Source organism: Nocardioides sp. NPDC054178, from assembly GCF_055585005.1.
On record NZ_JBVJKY010000003.1, the window covers coordinates 352280 to 368057 of the forward strand.

The 15778-nt window shown below is 70.1% G+C and carries 14 protein-coding genes; 4 read left to right on the forward strand and 10 right to left on the reverse strand.

What is annotated here, in order from left to right; genetic code table 11:
* Positions 1-15: 15 nt before the first annotated feature.
* Both ACZ6WN_RS14280 and ACZ6WN_RS14285 read right to left on the reverse strand, forming a co-directional pair.
* Entirely contained in the window at positions 16-2109 is a 2094-nt protein-coding gene (locus tag ACZ6WN_RS14280; RefSeq protein ID WP_465865367.1) for a 3-hydroxyacyl-CoA dehydrogenase NAD-binding domain-containing protein, read from the reverse strand.
* Positions 2106-3305, reverse strand: coding sequence for a thiolase family protein (locus ACZ6WN_RS14285; RefSeq protein WP_350658645.1), 1200 nt, complete (start codon positions 3303-3305; stop codon positions 2106-2108). Before ACZ6WN_RS14285 ends, ACZ6WN_RS14280 begins: the two co-directional genes overlap by 4 nt.
* 310 nt (positions 3306-3615) lie before the next feature.
* Between ACZ6WN_RS14285 and ACZ6WN_RS14290 the strand changes: the two genes are divergently transcribed.
* The 3 genes from ACZ6WN_RS14290 to ACZ6WN_RS14300 all read left to right on the forward strand — a co-directional run bounded on the left by ACZ6WN_RS14290 (position 3616) and on the right by ACZ6WN_RS14300 (position 6110).
* The gene (locus ACZ6WN_RS14290; RefSeq protein WP_465865369.1) at positions 3616-4575 is read left to right on the forward strand and encodes a proteasome assembly chaperone family protein; all 960 of its coding nucleotides are present in this window, start codon (positions 3616-3618) and stop codon (positions 4573-4575) included.
* A gap of 15 nt (positions 4576-4590) precedes the next feature.
* The gene (locus ACZ6WN_RS14295) at positions 4591-5469 is read left to right on the forward strand and encodes an acyl-CoA thioesterase (protein WP_465865371.1); all 879 of its coding nucleotides are present in this window, start codon (positions 4591-4593) and stop codon (positions 5467-5469) included.
* A 290-nt stretch (positions 5470-5759) separates the two neighbouring features.
* Positions 5760-6110 carry an arsenate reductase family protein gene (locus ACZ6WN_RS14300; RefSeq protein ID WP_465865373.1) on the forward strand — a complete coding sequence of 117 codons (351 nt, stop codon included), beginning with the start codon at positions 5760-5762 and terminating at the stop codon, positions 6108-6110.
* Positions 6111-6116: 6 nt separating this feature from the next.
* Here ACZ6WN_RS14300 and ACZ6WN_RS14305 read toward each other — a convergent pair whose 3' ends face one another.
* The 5 genes from ACZ6WN_RS14305 to ACZ6WN_RS14325 are packed head-to-tail and all read right to left on the reverse strand — an operon-like array spanning position 6117 to position 9965.
* The gene (locus tag ACZ6WN_RS14305; RefSeq protein WP_465865374.1) at positions 6117-6527 is read right to left on the reverse strand and encodes a PIN domain-containing protein; all 411 of its coding nucleotides are present in this window, start codon (positions 6525-6527) and stop codon (positions 6117-6119) included.
* Positions 6518-6736, reverse strand: coding sequence for a type II toxin-antitoxin system VapB family antitoxin (gene vapB, locus ACZ6WN_RS14310; RefSeq protein ID WP_091041496.1), 219 nt, complete (start codon positions 6734-6736; stop codon positions 6518-6520). The genes ACZ6WN_RS14305 and vapB overlap by 10 nt, the downstream gene beginning before the upstream one ends.
* A gap of 56 nt (positions 6737-6792) precedes the next feature.
* Positions 6793-7707, reverse strand: a complete 915-nt coding sequence (locus tag ACZ6WN_RS14315; protein WP_465865376.1) for a GNAT family N-acetyltransferase — start codon at positions 7705-7707, stop codon at positions 6793-6795.
* Between the two features lie 54 nt (positions 7708-7761).
* Positions 7762-8643 carry a MaoC/PaaZ C-terminal domain-containing protein gene (locus ACZ6WN_RS14320; protein WP_465865377.1) on the reverse strand — a complete coding sequence of 294 codons (882 nt, stop codon included), beginning with the start codon at positions 8641-8643 and terminating at the stop codon, positions 7762-7764.
* Positions 8643-9965 (reverse strand): 3-oxoacyl-ACP reductase, encoded by a 1323-nt coding sequence (locus tag ACZ6WN_RS14325; RefSeq protein ID WP_465865379.1) that lies wholly within the window; start codon positions 9963-9965, stop codon positions 8643-8645. Before ACZ6WN_RS14325 ends, ACZ6WN_RS14320 begins: the two co-directional genes overlap by 1 nt.
* 151 nt (positions 9966-10116) lie before the next feature.
* On the opposite strand from ACZ6WN_RS14325, the gene ACZ6WN_RS14330 reads away from it, so the two are divergent.
* Positions 10117-11397 carry an acetyl-CoA C-acetyltransferase gene (locus ACZ6WN_RS14330; protein ID WP_465865380.1) on the forward strand — a complete coding sequence of 427 codons (1281 nt, stop codon included), beginning with the start codon at positions 10117-10119 and terminating at the stop codon, positions 11395-11397.
* A 528-nt stretch (positions 11398-11925) separates the two neighbouring features.
* On the opposite strand, the gene ACZ6WN_RS14335 is transcribed toward ACZ6WN_RS14330, so the two are convergent.
* The 3 genes from ACZ6WN_RS14335 to ACZ6WN_RS14345 all read right to left on the reverse strand — a co-directional run bounded on the left by ACZ6WN_RS14335 (position 11926) and on the right by ACZ6WN_RS14345 (position 15751).
* The gene (locus ACZ6WN_RS14335) at positions 11926-12651 is read right to left on the reverse strand and encodes a TetR/AcrR family transcriptional regulator (protein WP_465865381.1); all 726 of its coding nucleotides are present in this window, start codon (positions 12649-12651) and stop codon (positions 11926-11928) included.
* 62 nt (positions 12652-12713) lie between these two features.
* On the reverse strand, positions 12714-14174 hold the full coding sequence (locus ACZ6WN_RS14340) for a glycerophosphodiester phosphodiesterase (protein WP_465865383.1): 1461 nt from the start codon (positions 14172-14174) through the stop codon (positions 12714-12716).
* A gap of 56 nt (positions 14175-14230) precedes the next feature.
* On the reverse strand, positions 14231-15751 hold the full coding sequence (locus ACZ6WN_RS14345; RefSeq protein ID WP_465865384.1) for an ATP-dependent DNA ligase: 1521 nt from the start codon (positions 15749-15751) through the stop codon (positions 14231-14233).
* Positions 15752-15778: the final 27 nt, after the last annotated feature.

Genomic DNA, 15778 nt, shown 5'->3' on the forward strand with positions numbered 1-15778 from the left:
GCGGACTTGTCTGCGTCAGTGGAACTTCTTGCCGGTGACCTTCTCGGAGATGCCCTCGCGGTCGAGGAGCTGGGTGATGCCGCCGTTCCAGAACTGGAAGCCGGCACCGGTGATCATCGCCAGGTCGATGTCCTCGGCGGCCTGCGCGACGCCCTCCTCGAGCATCCGGCCGATCTCGTCGGCGATGGCCTCCAGCGCCTGCTGCCGGGTCTCCTCGGCGGTCTTGACGACGTCGCCGGTGGTGAGGAGCGCCTCGACCTCCGGGTCGAGGGTGCGCCCGTCAGGACCGAAGAAGGAGCTCTTCTTGGCCTCGACGACCTTGTGGAGGTTCTCGGAGAGGTAGAACCGGTCCGGGAACGCCTTCGCGAGCGTCTCGTTGTTGTGGTAGGCGATCGCGGGACCGACCAGGCCGATCAGCGTGAACGGGCCCATCGGCGCGACACCGGCGAACGCGGCCTCGACCACGTCGACCGGGGTGCCCTCGTCGGCGACCTTGGAGACCTCGCCCATGAAGCGGCCCAGGAGCCGGTTCACGATGAAGGACGGGCTGTCCTTGACCAGGATCGAGGTCTTCTTCAGCGACTTCGAGACGGAGAACGCCGTGGCCAGGGCCGCGTCCGAGGTCTTCTCGCCGCGGATGATCTCCAGCAGCGGCATCACCGCGACCGGGTTGAAGAAGTGGAAGCCCACGACCCGCTCGGGGTTCTTGAGGTCGGCAGCCATCTCCGTGATCGAGAGGCTCGAGGTGTTCGTGGCGAAGACCGCGGTCTCCGGCGCGACCGCCTCGGCGTTGGCGAAGACGGTCTTCTTGACGCCCATCTCCTCGAAGACGGCCTCGATGATGAAGTCGGCGTCGGAGAAGGCCTCCGCGTAGTCCACGGATGCGGTCACCAGCGCCTTGAGGCGGTTGGTCGCATCCTGGCTCGCGCGTCCCTTGGCGAGCTTCTTGTCGAGCTCGGCGTGGACGTACGCCACGCCCTTGTCGGCACGCTCCTGGTCCAGGTCGACCATGACGACCGGGACCTTGAGACGCTGGACGAAGAGCAGCGCGAACTGCGAGGCCATCAGACCGGCACCGATGATGCCGACCTTGGTGACCTTCTGCGCGAGCGCCTTGTCGGGCGCGCCCGCGGGCCGCTTGGCCCGCTTCTGCACCAGGTCGAAGGAGTAGAGCGAGGCGAGCAGCTGCGGGGTCTTCGACATCGCCACGAGGGCGTCGTCCTCGGCCGCGAAACCCTCGTCGCGGGTCGCCGTCTTGGCCAGGGTGAGCAGCTCGACGGCCTTCTTGGCGGCCGGGGAGGCGTCGCCGGTCTTGGCCCAGGCGAAGAAGCCGGCGTTCTTGGCCGCCTCGTCCCAGGCGTCGCCACGGTCGATCTGCTCACGGGTGACCTCGACGGTCCCGGACAGGACGCCGTCGGCCCACAGCAGCGACTGCTCCAGGTAGTCGGCGCCACCGAAGATCGCGTCCGCGATGCCCAGGTCGAAGGCCTCGGTGCCCTTGAGCACCTTGCCGTTGTTGAGGGGGTTCTCGATGAAGACCTTGGCGGCCTTGGCCGGACCGATCAGGTTCGGCAGCAGGTAGCCGCCGCCCCAGCCGGGGATCAGGCCGAGCATGACCTCGGGCAGGCCGACGGCCGGCACCGAGTCCTGGATCGTGCGGTAGTCGGCGTGCAGCGCGACCTCGAGGCCACCGCCGAGCGCGAGTCCGTTGATGAAGCCGAAGGACGGCTTCTTCGTGGTGCCGTTGCCGTCGCCCAGCTTGCGGAAGACCGCGTGGCCGAGCTCGGCGATCGTACGGATCCCGTCGGGACCGCCCGCCTGCAGCGAGGTCAGGTCGGCGCCGGCCGCGAGGATGAACGGCTTGCCGGTCACCGCGATCGCGTCGATCTCGGGGTCGGCCAGGGCCGCGTCGTACGCCGTGTTGAGCTCGACCAGCGACTTCGGCCCGAAGGTGTTCGGCCGGGTGTGGTCGTGGCCGTTGTCGAGGGTGACCAGGCCGAGGACCTTGCCGGAGGGCAGGTTGATCTTCGTCAGCTTGGCCGCGGTCACGACCTCGTCGTCGGAGAAGAGCTTCTCGACATCAGCGAGAAGGGTGTTGATGTCAGTCACTTCGACTCCCCAGTCCAGTTCGGGTTCTCCCAGATGACCGTGCCGCCCATACCCAGGCCGATGCACATGGTGGTGAGGCCGTAGCGGACCTCGGGGCGCTCCTCGAACTGGCGCGCGAGCTGGATCATCAGCCGCACACCGGAGGAGGCCAGCGGGTGACCGAACGCGATCGCGCCACCGTAGGGGTTCACGCGCTCGTCGTCCTCGGCGATGCCGAAGTGGTCCAGGAACGCGAGGACCTGGATCGCGAACGCCTCGTTGACCTCGAAGGCCTCGATGTCGTCGATCGTGAGCCCGGCCTTGGCCAGCGCCTTCTCGGTCGACGGGATCGGGCCGACGGCCATGACCTCGGGCGCGACGCCGGCGAAGGCGTAGGACACCAGTCGCATCTTGATCGGCAGACCGAGCTCGCGGGCGACGTCCTCGGAGGCCAGCAGCGAGGCGGTCGCGCCGTCGTTGATGCCCGCCGCGTTGCCTGCGGTGACGCGGCCGTGCGGACGGAACGGGGTCTTCAGCTTGGCCAGGTCCTCGGTGGTGGTGCCGGGACGCATCGGCTCGTCGGTGGTGGCCAGGCCCCAGCCGTTCTCGGCCGAGCGGGTGGCGACGGGGACCAGGTCGGGCTGGATCTTGCCGTCGGCGTACGCCTTGGCCGCCAGCTCCTGGGAGCGGACGGCGAACGCGTCGGTGCGCTCCTTGGTGATCGCCGGGTAGCGGTCGTGGACGTTCTCGGCGGTGTTGCCCATGACGAGCGCCGAGGGGTCGACGAGCTTCTCGGAGATGATCCGCGGGTTGGGGTCGACGCCCTCGCCCATCGGGTGGCGGCCCATGTGCTCGACACCGCCGGCGATGACGACGTCGTAGGCGCCGAAGGCGATGCCGCCGGCGGTCGTGGTGACGGCGGTCATCGCGCCGGCGCACATCCGGTCGATCGCGTAGCCGGGAACCGACTGCGGAAGCCCGGCGAGCAGGCCCGCGGTGCGGCCGATCGTCAGGCCCTGGTCGCCGATCTGCGTGGTCGCGGCGATGGCGACCTCGTCGATCCGCTCCGGGGGAAGCTCGGGGTTGCGGCGCGTGAGCTCACGGATGAGCTTGACGACCAGGTCGTCTGCGCGGGTCTCGGCGTACTGGCCCTTGGCCTTGCCGAAAGGTGTGCGTACGCCGTCGACGAAGACGACTTCTCGCAGCTGTCGGGTCACCGTGTCACTCCATGTGAATTGCCGGTCGGTTGCCGCTTGGCAACGCTGGTGGTGCGGGCACGGGTGGTGCCCGGCGCCTACATTACCCGCTAGTAACAACGGCCGCACCGAGGGGGAGGTCACACCGCCCGTCGCAGGCGAGCCCGACGGTCCCCGCGCGTCGGCTTGGGAATAACGTGGGCGTCCAGAATGCTGCGCTGTCGTCATGTGGAAGCGTGTATTGAGAAGGTTGAGCCCCAGGGTCGCGATCCCTGGCGAGGCGAGCGACGACGAGGTCCGCGAGGGCCGAACGCAACGGGAGGAGACACCGATGGCCGGATCACGACTGGTGCACATCGTGGACGACCTGCCCGAGGAGATCATCCTTGCCGGTGGGGACCAGCTTCCGCTGGTGGTCGTCCTGGACGGCTTCCTCGACGCGGGCAAGGCCGCCGAGCGGGCCGCGGCGCATCTGATCCAGACCTCGAGGCGAGCGCCGGTGGTGGCGACCTTCGATGTCGACGAGCTCCACGACTACCGGGCCCGCCGCCCGGCGATCTCGTTCGTCAGCGACCACTACGAGTCCTTCGACGCGCCGCGGCTGGTCGTCCGGCTGCTCAAGGACACCGGTGAGACGCCCTACCTCCTGCTGCACGGCCCCGAGCCGGACAACCGCTGGGAGGCCTTCGCCGGCGCCGTACGCGAGGTCATCGAGCGCCTCGGCGTGACCGAGGTGATCGCACTGGCCTCCGTGCCGATGGCGGTGCCGCACACCCGGCCGCTGACCACGACCCGGCACGCCAACGACCCCGCCCAGGAGCTCGCCGGCCAGGTCTGGGAGAGCCCATGGAAGGGCGAGATCCGGATCCCGGCCTCCGCCCAGGCCCTGGTGGAGGTACGCCTGGGGGAGTGGGGCCACCCGGCAGGCGGCTTCGTCGTGCACATGCCGCACTACCTGGCCCAGAGCGACTACCCGGCCGCGGCGGTCGTCCTCGTCGAGGAGCTCGAGCGTGCGGCCCGGCTGACGATCCCGGTCTCCGACCTGGAGGCCGAGGCGCAGCGCCGCGAGGAGGAGATCACCTCCTACATCGAGGACAATGCCGAGGTACGCGAGGTCGTGGCCGCCCTCGAGCAGCAGTACGACACCTTCCAGCGCGGCGAGGAGTCCGGACGCTCCCTGCTGGCCTCCGACGAGCCGCTGCCGACCGGCGACGAGCTCGGCGAGCAGTTCGAGCAGTTCCTGGCGGGACTGAACGGTCCCGACCCCGATGACAACCCTGAGAAGGATTGAGAGACACTCACTCCCATGACGACGGACGCCGTAGCGGCGGATCAGGCAGTGGCCGAGCTGGTAGGAGTGCTCGACCTGGTCGAGATCGACAAGGACCTCTTCCACGGCGCCACCACCACCCGCAACTCGCGCGGCCGGGCCTACGGCGGCCAGGTGGCCGCGCAGGCGCTGATGGCCGCGGTGCGGTCGGCCGACCCGGCCTTCACGGTGCACTCCATGCACTCCTACTTCCTGCTGCCGGGTGACCCGTCCTATCCGATCGTCTACGACGTCGAGCGGATCCGCGACGGGCGCTCCTTCGAGACCCGGCGGGTCCGCGCGCGCCAGAAGGGGCGCGACATCTACTACCTCACCGCCAACTTCCAGCGTGAGGAGTCCGGCTTCGAGCACCAGGACGCGATGCCGTCGGTCCCCGCGCCCGAGAAGTGCATCGACTTCCTCAAGATGATGGCCGACTCGGGCAGCCCCGAGGCCGTCTCGCTGGCGCGTGAGTGGGAGGCGGTCGAGGTGCGTGCGGTCGGCAACTCGCTGCTCGGCATCAAGCCCGACCCCGCCCGTCCCGCGCAGCAGCGCCTCTGGATCCGCCTGGGTGCCTCGCTCCCCGATGATCCCGACATCCAGCGCGGCGCCTTCACCTGGGCCTCCGACATCTCGCTCCTCGGCGCCTCCCTGGCGGCCCACTCGCTGGACCACAAGGGCATCCAGATGGCCTCCCTCGACCACACCATCTGGTTCCACCGCCCCTTCCGCGCGGATGAGTGGTGGCTCTACGACCAGGAGAGCCCGGCTGCCTACGGCGGCCGCGGCCTCTCCATCGGCCGCGTCTTCACCGCCGACGGCATCCTGGCCGCCACGGTCGCGCAAGAGGGCCTCATCCGCCCACCCCGCGCCTGAGGCGCCGACTCGGCTCGTCTTGACGAGATCTGGCGTCGAGTCGGCTCGTCTTGACGAGATCCGGCGTCGAGTCGGCTCATCTTGACCAGATCCGGCCTCGAGTCGGCTCGTCTTGACCAGATCCGGCGTCGAGTCGACTCGTTATGACGAGCCGACTCGACGGGTTTTTCGGTCAGGACGAGCCGACTCAGTGTCTGTGGCATCGCATGTTCTGAATAGGCCAGCGCACTATCGCACAACCTGGTGGCCTGCCGCGCTAGTGCACGAACGCCGCGGGCTAAGGTGGCGCCGTGGATCAGATCACCGTGTACGAGAAGCCGACCTGCACGACGTGTCGGAAGCTGTTCGTCCTCCTCGAGGAGGAGGGCGTCGACTTCGAGAAGGTCGACTACCACGTGCTCGGCCTGCGGGCCGAGGAGGTCAAGGACATCCTCGCGAAGACCGGTCTGGGTGCGCGCGACGTACTGCGAAAGCGGGAGCCGGTCTACAAGGAGCTGGACCTGGGCAACCGCGACCTGTCCGAGGACGAGCTGGTTGCGCTGATGGTCGAGCATCCAGCCCTGATGGAGCGCCCGATCGTGCTCAAGGGCGACCGCGGCGTGCTGGCCCGCCCGATCGAGAAGGTGCGCGAGCTGTTCTGAGCGACCTCAGGCCCGCAGCCGCTCGACCGGCTGACCCGTGGTGCGGGTGATGAGCTCGACGTCGTTGTCGGCGTGGAGCACGGTGAGATCAGCCTCCTCCGCGACCGCTGCCACGAGCAGGTCGGGCACCGAGGGGGCCCGACGGCTCTCGCGCAGCACGATGCGCTGGATCTCCAGGGCCCGTGCCTCCGTACGCGGCGTGAGGGTCGCGAGCGGCATGTGGATCACCGGCACGTCCTCGACGAGGTCGGACCACTCCCGCTCGGTGCGGGCCAGATGGCCGATCTCGAGCAGCGTCGTGGTGGTGATGCGTACTTGCCCCAGCTCGATCAGACGGGACCACTTCTCGGCGTCGGGGCTGGTGGACATCCGGGCGAGGGCCGACCGGTGCATCAACCAGGGTCGGGCTACGACCATGCGTCACGCATCAGACCCCGGTCGGCGAGCGGGGCGAACTTCGCGAAGTCGCCGCCGGCCACGGGTCGTGCCGGTGGCAGCGGACGCAGTGCGTCGGGCGTGAACCACCGGCGGAGATACTCGTTGCGGGTGAGCCCCAGCCGCGTCGCCTCGGTGTCGATGCGTGCGAGCTCGTCGTCCGAGAGGCCTCGGATCAGTACGTCGGACATGTCTGTCCACCTCCTGGACGCAAGATGGTAGCCCAGCGCGGGGCGTCCAGGTGGGATCAGGGCCGGGTCGCGCGGTGGACCCAGGTGGACTCGACCTCCATGCCGACGTGGAGATAGAGGTCGAGGGCGCCGGTGCGCGAATCCGTCGACAGGGTCGCGCGGGTCGCCCCATGAGCGCGGGCGGCACCGAACGCGTCGGCGAGGAGCGCCCGGGCCAGGCCACGGTTGCGCTGGTCCTTGCGCGTGGCCAGCTTGCTGACGTACCCCTCCCGCCCGTCCTCGGTCATCACCAGCACCGCCGCGGCCACCACGGCACCGTCCGGGCCGGTGACCACGCGGACGTTCCACGGCTCGGCGCCGGGTCGCTCGATCGTCGTCGCGACCCAGTCTGCGTAGGGCTCCCGTTCGCGCTCGGACCACTCCAGGAAGGCGTCCTCGATCACGGTCCACACCTGCTCGAGGTCCTGCGGCGCCGCCGCCCGGATCGCGTACGCCGCGGGCGGCTCGCGCGCCGGGATCGCTGCGTCCTCAGGCAGCGCGAGCACCCAGGACTCCCAGCGTGCGAACCAGCTCAACGACTCGAGCAGCCGGTCGCCGGGTGAGCCCTGGGGGACTGGCATGCCGATGACCGGCTCCCCGAGCTCGGCCGCGCGGGCGCTGATCCAGCCCGCCAGGGCCGTGCCGATCCCGCGATCCCAGTGATCGGGGTGGACGGCCGCGTCGGCGCGGGCGCCCCCGGAGCACTCGGCGTAGGCCACCAGCTCACCGGCGGGTCCGAGCACGCCGACGGTGGCCGCACCCACGTCGAAGGAGGGCCGCTGCCACTCCGCGACGATGTCGGCCTCCTCGATGATGACCTCGCCCACGGTGGCCAGCTCGTTCGCGGCCATCACGCGGGTCACGGCACCGGCGTCCGCGAGCGTCAGAGGACGCTCCGAATAACCCGAGGCGAGCTGAAGTGGGGCAGGCATGCGAGCACCGTCTCACCTGCGGGACCTCGCCCGCCACGGGTTAAATCGGGCAGGTCACAGCGCGGTCGTACGGCCTACCAGGTGGAGCGTGTCCGAGCCCCGCTTGTGGAGCGAGAAGTCGTAGCCGTCCAGGTGCTTCAGCGAGCCGAAGGCGACCGAGGAGGGCAGGAAGACCGGTTTCTTGAACGCCACGTCCACGCGCACCGAGCCCGGGAGCCGGTTCTCCAGGGCCGCGATGCAGCGCGCCTTGGTCCACATCCCGTGGGCGATCTGGCGCTTGAAGCCGAGCGCCTTCGCGGTCAGCGGGTAGAGGTGGATCGGGTTGTAGTCGCCGGCGACCTTGGCGTAGCGCCGCCCCAGATCGGCCTTGAGCGGGAAGACCGGCCCGGACGGGTCGACCTCGATGAGATCCGACTTCCAGGAGACGTCGGGGTTGCGCTTGCCGCGTACGAGGTAGGTCGACGTCGACTCCCACACGACCTCACCCTCGACGGTGGCGACGGTCAGGAACCGGTACGCCTTGCCGACCGGGTGCGGCTCGGGCTGCCCCACGGTCGCGGTGACCGCGACCGCCTCACCGACCGAGACCGGGCGGTAGCCGCTGATCGAGTTCTCGATGTGGACCATCCCCATCGCGGGCGAGGGGAAGTCCGGCGAGGACATCAGCGCCATGTGCAGCGGGAAGGCCAGCATGTGCGGGTAGGGGAGCGGCACGGTGTCCTTGATGGGGAAGCCGCACAGCTCGGCGTACGCGTCTACGGCACCGCGGTCGAGAACGACCGGCTCGCGGGTGAGGCTCAGCTCCTCGTAGGCGACGCCGGTCTTCTTGATGCCCGGGAGCGCGTTGATGCCCGGAATGGCGGGCAGCGCCGCCCGGACCAGCAGGCCGGGGCCGGACTTGCCCGTGAAGCTGGGCTCGATCCTCGGGGCGCTCATCAGGCCCCCAGCATCATCTGGCCGCACACGCGCACGACGTTGCCGTTGACGCCGGTGGAGGCGGGTGACGCGTACCAGGCGATGGTCTCGGCGACGTCGACCGGCAGGCCGCCCTGGGCCATCGCGTTGAGTCGCTGGCCGACCTCGCGCGTCGCGAACGGAACCGCGGCGGTCATCTGGGTGATGATGAAGCCCGGGGCGACCGCGTTGATGGTGATGCCGTCGGGAAGCTCCTCGGCCAGCGAGTCGACGAAGCCGATGACGGCGGCCTTCGAGGCGCCGTAGGAGGTCTGGCCCAGGTTGCCGGCGATGCCGGCGATCGAGGAGACGCCGATGATGCGGCCGTTGGGGCGGACCAGCTTCTGCTCGAGCAGCTCGGCGGTGATCCGCTCGGGTGCGGTGATGTTGATGTCCAGCACCTTGCCGAAGCGGTCGGGCTTCTGGTTGGCCAGCTTCTTGTCGAGGGTCACGCCGGCGTTGTGCACGACGATGTCGACGCCACCGAACTTCTCCTGGAGGTATGCCGCGATCTTGGCAGGCGCGTCCTCGGCGGTGATGTCGGCGGTGATGTAGTCGGGGGTGACCTTCTTCAGGTCGTCCTCGGCGGGCGGGATGTCGAGGCCGACGACGGTCGCGCCGTCGCGCTGCAGGACCTTGGCGATCTCCTCGCCGATGCCGCGCGCGGCACCCGTGACGAGCGCGACCTTGCCGGTCAGCGGCTTCTTCGGGTCCACCTGCTCGGCGGCGGGGGAGGCGTTCTTGGTGCCGATCCGCACGACCTGACCGGAGACGTAGGCGCTCTTGGGGGAGAGCAGGAAGGCCAGCGTCGAGAGCAGCGAGCCCTCGAAGCCCTCGGCGACGTAGACGAGCTGGACGGTGCCGCCCTTGCCGATCTCCTTGCCGAGGCTGCGGGTGAAGCCCTCCAGTGCGCGCTGGGCGACGCGCTCCCCGCCCTTGAGCTGCTCGGGCGGCGTGCCGATCACGACGACGCGCGGGTTGGTCTCCAGGCTGCGCAGCACCGGGGTGAAGAACTCCTGGAGCGCGACCAGGTCGGCGGTCGAGGTGAGGCCGGTGGCGTCGAAGACGAGGCCCTTGAAACGGGCGCCGGCCGCCGCGGTGTCGGTCGAGGCGATGTCCAGCTCGCCGAGAAGGCCGCTGAGCGACTCGGCCAGACGACCACGTCCGCCGGTGAGGACGGTGCCCTTCACGAGCGGGGCACCGGCCGCGTACCGCTCGAGCTTGGCGGGGCTCGGCAGCCCGAGGTTCTTGACGAGGACCTTGCCGATCGCCGACTGGGTGAAGCTCTGGTACTTGTCGCTCATGGTCTCTCTGAATCCTTCTGGACGTGGTCTCTGAGGCGTACGTTGGTATGTTACTGGCCAGTTGTAACTAGGCGTGTAACTCGGTGTCCACTTTTCGTGATCTCTCTGACATACCCTTCTCCAAAGAGCTTCATCAGACAAGGATGAACCCATGACCACCACCCGTCGTGTCGCCATCGTGGGCGGCAACCGCATTCCCTTCGCCCGTTCCAACGGTGCGTACGCGACCGCGTCCAACCAGGAGATGTTCACCGCCGTCCTCGACGGCCTCGCCGCTCGCTTCGGCCTCGAGGGCGAGCGCATCGGTGAGGTCGCCTCCGGCGCGGTGCTCAAGCACTCGCGCGACTTCAACCTCACCCGTGAGTCGGTGCTCGGCTCGAAGCTGGCCCCCGAGACGGCCGCCGTCGACCTGCAGCAGGCCTGCGGCACCGGTCTCCAGGCTGCGACCTACATCGCCAACAAGATTGCGCTCGGCCAGCTCGAGTCCGGCATCGCCGGTGGCACCGACACCACCTCCGACGCGCCGATCGCGCTGGGCGAGAAGCTCCGCAAGGTCCTGCTCGAGGCCAACCGCGCCAAGACCAACGTCGACCGGATCAAGGCGTTCGCCAAGCTCCGCCCGGCCGACGTCATCCCCAACATCCCGGCCAACGTCGAGCCGCGCACCAAGCTCTCCATGGGTGAGCACGCCGCGCTGACCGCGCAGGAGTGGGGCATCACCCGCGAGGCGCAGGACGAGCTCGCCGCCGCCTCTCACCAGAAGCTCGCTGCTGCCTACGAGGCCGGCTGGTTCGAGGACCAGATCACCCCCTTCCGCGGCCTGGAGAAGGACAACAACCTCCGCCCGGGCTCGACGGTGGAGAAGCTCGCCACGCTCAAGCCCGTCTTCGGTGTCAAGGGTGAGAACCCGACAATGACGGCCGGCAACTCGACGCCGCTGACCGACGGCGCCTCGGCCGTGCTCTTCGCGAGCGAGGAGTGGGCCGCTGCCAAGAACCTGCCGGTCCTGGCCTACTTCGTCGACGCCGAGGTCGCCGCCGTCGACTACGTCGCCGGTGGCGAGGGCCTGCTGATGGCTCCGGCCTACGCCGTCCCCCGTCTCCTCGCCCGCAACGGCCTCACCTTCGACGACTTCGACTTCTTCGAGATCCACGAGGCGTTCGCGTCGCAGGTCCTCTCCACCCTCGCCGCCTGGGAGTCTCCCGACTTCTGCAAGGACAAGCTCGGCCTCGACGCCCCGCTCGGCACCGTCCCGCGCGAGAAGCTCAACGTCAAGGGCTCCTCCCTCGCTGCCGGTCACCCCTTCGCCGCCACCGGCGGACGGATCATCAACAACCTCGCCAAGCTGCTCGACGAGAAGGGTTCCGGCCGCGGCCTGATCTCCGTCTGCGCCGCTGGCGGCCAGGGCGTCGTCGCCATCCTGGAGAAGTAGAACCCTGCCGAGGCGTCGCCCCCGGCGGCCGAGGCGGCGCTCCGGTCGGCCGAGAGGTCGCTCCCGTCGGCCGAGTTGGCACCCGATTGCCAACTCGGCCGACGTACGTGACGGCTCGGTCGGCGTACCTGACCTTGTCGAACCCCCGCATCGCCGAGGCGTCGCCCCCGTCTGCCGAGGCGTCGCCCCGGTCGGCCGAGAGGTCGCTCCCGTCGGCCGAGGCGTCGCTCCAGTCGCTCGAGGCGTCCCCGCCGTCGGCCGAGATGGCATCTTGCCGCCACCTCGGCCGACCTACGGGACGTCTCGACTGGCGCGTGATGCTTCGCCCGAGAAGTCGCTCCGGTCGGCCGAGTTGGCACCTGAATGCCAGGTCGGCCGACCTGCGTGACGCTTCGGCCGTCCTGCGTGACGGCTCGGCCCTCGTACGCGACGCTTCGACCGTCGTACGTGACGGCTCGACCGTCGTACGTGACGGCTCGGCCGACGGGGGTGACGGCTCGGCCGACGGGGGTGACGGCTCGGTGGGGGTTACTTGGCGGTGAGCGCCAGGGCGGAGGTGACGAGGAAGTCGCGGACCTGGTCGGGGGAGACGGAGCCGACGGTGGGTACGCCGGGGGCGGACTCGGAGACCAGGATGCCGACGCGGGCGAGCTGGAGGGCGCCGAGGCCGGAGGCGTAGAGGGTGTTGGCGAGCAGGTTGGCGTCCTTGACGTGGAGCTCGCCGGAGGCGGCGCCGTCCTCGAAGACCGTGGTGAGGATGGTGAGGCAGCCGTTCATCGCTCGGCCCAGACGGAACAGGGCGCTCTCGGAGAGCTCGTCGAGCAGGTCGGAGCCGCTGCGCCGCATCAGCGTCTGGGCGCAGTCGACGAAGGCGGGATGCTCGATCCCGTAGTCGACGAAGGTGCCGACGACGTCACGGACCACGTCGGTGGGTGCGCTGTCGCCCTCGGTCGCGGTGAGCATCCGCTCGCGGAGCTCGTCGAGGTAGCCGACCAGGGTCAGTGCGAAGATCTCGTCCTTGCCGGTGAAGTGGCGGTAGACGATCGCACGGTTGATGCCGACCGCCTTGGCGATGTCCTCGATCTGGGCGTCGCTGACGCCGCGCTCGTCGAAGATCCTGCGGGTGGCGGCGACGATGTCTGCCTCGCGGGCACGGCGTCGGGCCGCGGCAGCCGAGCGGCGGCCGTCGGACTCGGAGCCGTGGGCCGAGACGGAGCCCGAGGCGGAGTGGGAGGTGCTTGGTCGGGTGCTCACACGGACACTGTACGCGGCGTGCAACTCGGAGTTGCACTATCAGTGTCGGTCCTCACATCGGCCTAGCGGAGCAACGCGCTCCGTGCACCGGCGACGTCGTCGGTCGTGACGTAGTCGACCCCCGAGACCGCGGCGCGGAGCACCGCCGCGGTGCCGACGGCCGGCCAGGTCCCGACCTTGGCGCCCTGGCGGTGGTAGCGGTCCACGAGGGCGGCGTCGAGCACCCTGGTGTGGAGGTGCACCTGGGCGAAGCCGGGACCGTACGCGTCCGCGGGGTCGGGCTCGTCCTTGACGGCGACCTTCTCCATCCCGGTCCGCTCGACCCCGGGGAAGTCGAAGTGGCTCGCCTCGAAGCTCATGAAGATCGCCTTGTCGCCGTGGCTCTTCCGGGAGACCCAGCTCGGACGCAGCGAGACGACCTTGTGGTAGAGCGCGCGCATCTCGGCGGCACTCTCGCCCTTGAGCTCGACCACGAGCCGCACCCGGTGGCCGTGGAGTCGCTCGGCCTCCTCGATGGCGTCGAAGGCCTCCTCGATGGTCGGCACCCGGACGCCACGGAACTGCGGCCCCATCCACGAGCCGGCGTCGAGCGAGCGCACCTCGGCGAGGGTGAACGCCCGCGGACTCGCGGTCCGCCGCTCGGGGAAGCGGGCCTCGACGTCGGTCGTACGCCGGAAGTCGCCGTCGTGCAGCAGCACCCACTCGCCGTCAGCCGTGGGCTGGAAGTCCATCTCGATGAAGTCGGCCCGCTGCCGCACCGCGCTGCGGAAGGCGTCCAGGGTGTTCTCCGGATAGTTGAGGGAGTCACCGCGCCAGGCCATCACCCCGACGGGCCTGTCCCCGATGGCGTAGACCGCCGCCGCAGGTCCCGCGACCGCGGGTGCGCCGTGGTGCGCGCGGGCGACCGCCCGGAACCGGGTCTTCGCCACGCCCCGGGTCCTGAAGGCGTACGCCGCGTGGCCGGTCGCGTCGGTGGTGAGGTCGGTGACCGTTCGCCAGCCCTGCCCGCTGTCGCGCTGGAGGGCGAGCACCCTGCCGGGGCGGGCCGGCGAGGCGAAGAGGGTGAGCCGCACGGCGCTGCCGGCGCGCACGGACCGGGCCACGCTGGTCGTGACCGTCTGCGGCTGCCCGAAGAGGGTACGCGGCGCCGTGACCCGCTCCCGCCAGCCGCGCCCCTCGCGCTTGATCCCGTAGGCGAGGACCCGCCACCGCGTGCGCACCGAGGAGGGCTGGGTCACCTGGAAGGAGTAGTCACCCGACCTCGCGACGCTCTGCTTCTGCACGACCCGCCACTCGCCCTCGTCGTACGTCTGCAGCCGCACCACCCGCGGCACGCTCACGCCCAGGGAGCCGCTCAGCGTGAAGGTCTCCTGCGGGATCGGCCGGGCCACGCTCGAGGTCGGGGCTGCCACCGTGACGGCCCCCGCGGGAGCGGGGGAGTCAGGAGCTGGGGTGGAAGCGGCCAGGCCGAGAACCATCACCAGCGCTGCGAGCAGCGTGGCGAACCGGGCATGTGGGGGCATACGCAGTGAGATTAGGGGATGGGTGGAGAGCGTCTTTAACCGGTATCCCTATCGTGTTAATCGAGAAAGCTTTGGACGGTCTCGATCGTGTCCGCCTCCGCCGCGGTCTTGTCGTCGCGATAGTGCACCACCCGGGCGAACCGCAGCGCGACCCCGCCCGGATAGCGCGTCGAGCGCTGGACCCCGTCGAAGGCGATCTCGACCACCTGCTCGGGCCTGACCTCGACCGCCCAGTCGCTGTGCGGGTCGCTCAGGGCGAGCTCGGTGAACCGCTCGGTCTGCCAGGCCAGCATCTGGTCGGTCATGCCCTTGAACGTCTTGCCGATCATCACGAACCCGTTCGGCCCGCGCGCGCCCAGGTGGATGTTGGAGAGCCAGCCCTTGCGGCGTCCCGAGCCCCACTCGATGCCGAGGACGACCAGGTCGAGGGTGTGGACGGGCTTGACCTTGATCCAGCCGGAGCCACGCCGCCCCGCCTCCCAGGGCAGGCCGACCCCCTTGACGACGACGCCCTCGTGGCCGGCAGCGAGCACGTCGGTGGCGAACCGCTCCGCCTCCTCGGTGTCCACGGTGACCAGTCGTGGCGAGCGGTGCTGCTCGGGCACGACCCGGTCGAGCTCGGTGAGGCGCTGGTCGAGCGCCAGGTCGATGAGGTCACGGCCGTCGACGTGGAGGATGTCGAAGAAGTACGGCGCGACGACCGCGCCGGGTGCCGAGCGGGTCGCGGTGCGCGAGGCGGTCTCCTGGAACGGCCGCGGCCGCCCGTCGGGGCTCAGTGTCATGGCCTCGCCGTCCAGGACGAGCGTCTCGGCGGGGAAGGAGGCGACGATCTCCGCCACCTCGGGCAGCCGCTCGGTGATGTCCTCCAAGGTGCGGGTCGCGATGCGCACCTCCGAGCCCGACTTGTGGGCCTGGATCCTGATGCCGTCGAGCTTGGTGTCGACCACGACCGGCTCGCCGAGCTTCGCCATGGCCTCCTCGACTGAGCCGGCGGACGACGCGAGCATCGGCAGCGCGGGCCGCCCCACGACCAGGCCGACCTCGGCGAGCGCCTCCTCGCCGTCGAAGGCGAGACCGGCGACCACCACGGTCGAGCCGGCCAGCATCGCGGCGCGGCGTACGGCGGGCAACGGCACCCCGGCGGCCACCGCGAGCGCCTCCTGCACCAGCGAGTCGAGCGCCCCTTGGCGTACCTCTCCGGTGACCACGCCCCGAAGCCAGACCTGCTCCGCGTCGGTCGCAGCGCCGAAGAGCGTCTCGGCCTCGGCCGCCCGGGCCACCTGCGAACCCGGGCCCGCGAGCAGCGACATCCGCTCGAAGGTCTCGTGGACGTCGCCGACCGTCAGCGACGCCTCGGCCGCAGGCGGGGGCAGCGCGGTGAGAGAGCGCCACCCCAGTCCCGTACGCCGCTGCAGCAGCGTGCCGGCGAGATAGGCGGTCACCACCGGCAGCTCATCGCGCGAGGCCGCGCCGAGACACTCGGCCAACGCGGCGACCTTCGCCTTGCGCGACCGGGTCGCGGCGACGGCGTTCGAGGTGGAGACGATGTCGGCGAGCAGCATGTGTCCAGTGAACATCACGGCACCGACAGTCGTCGCCGGCTT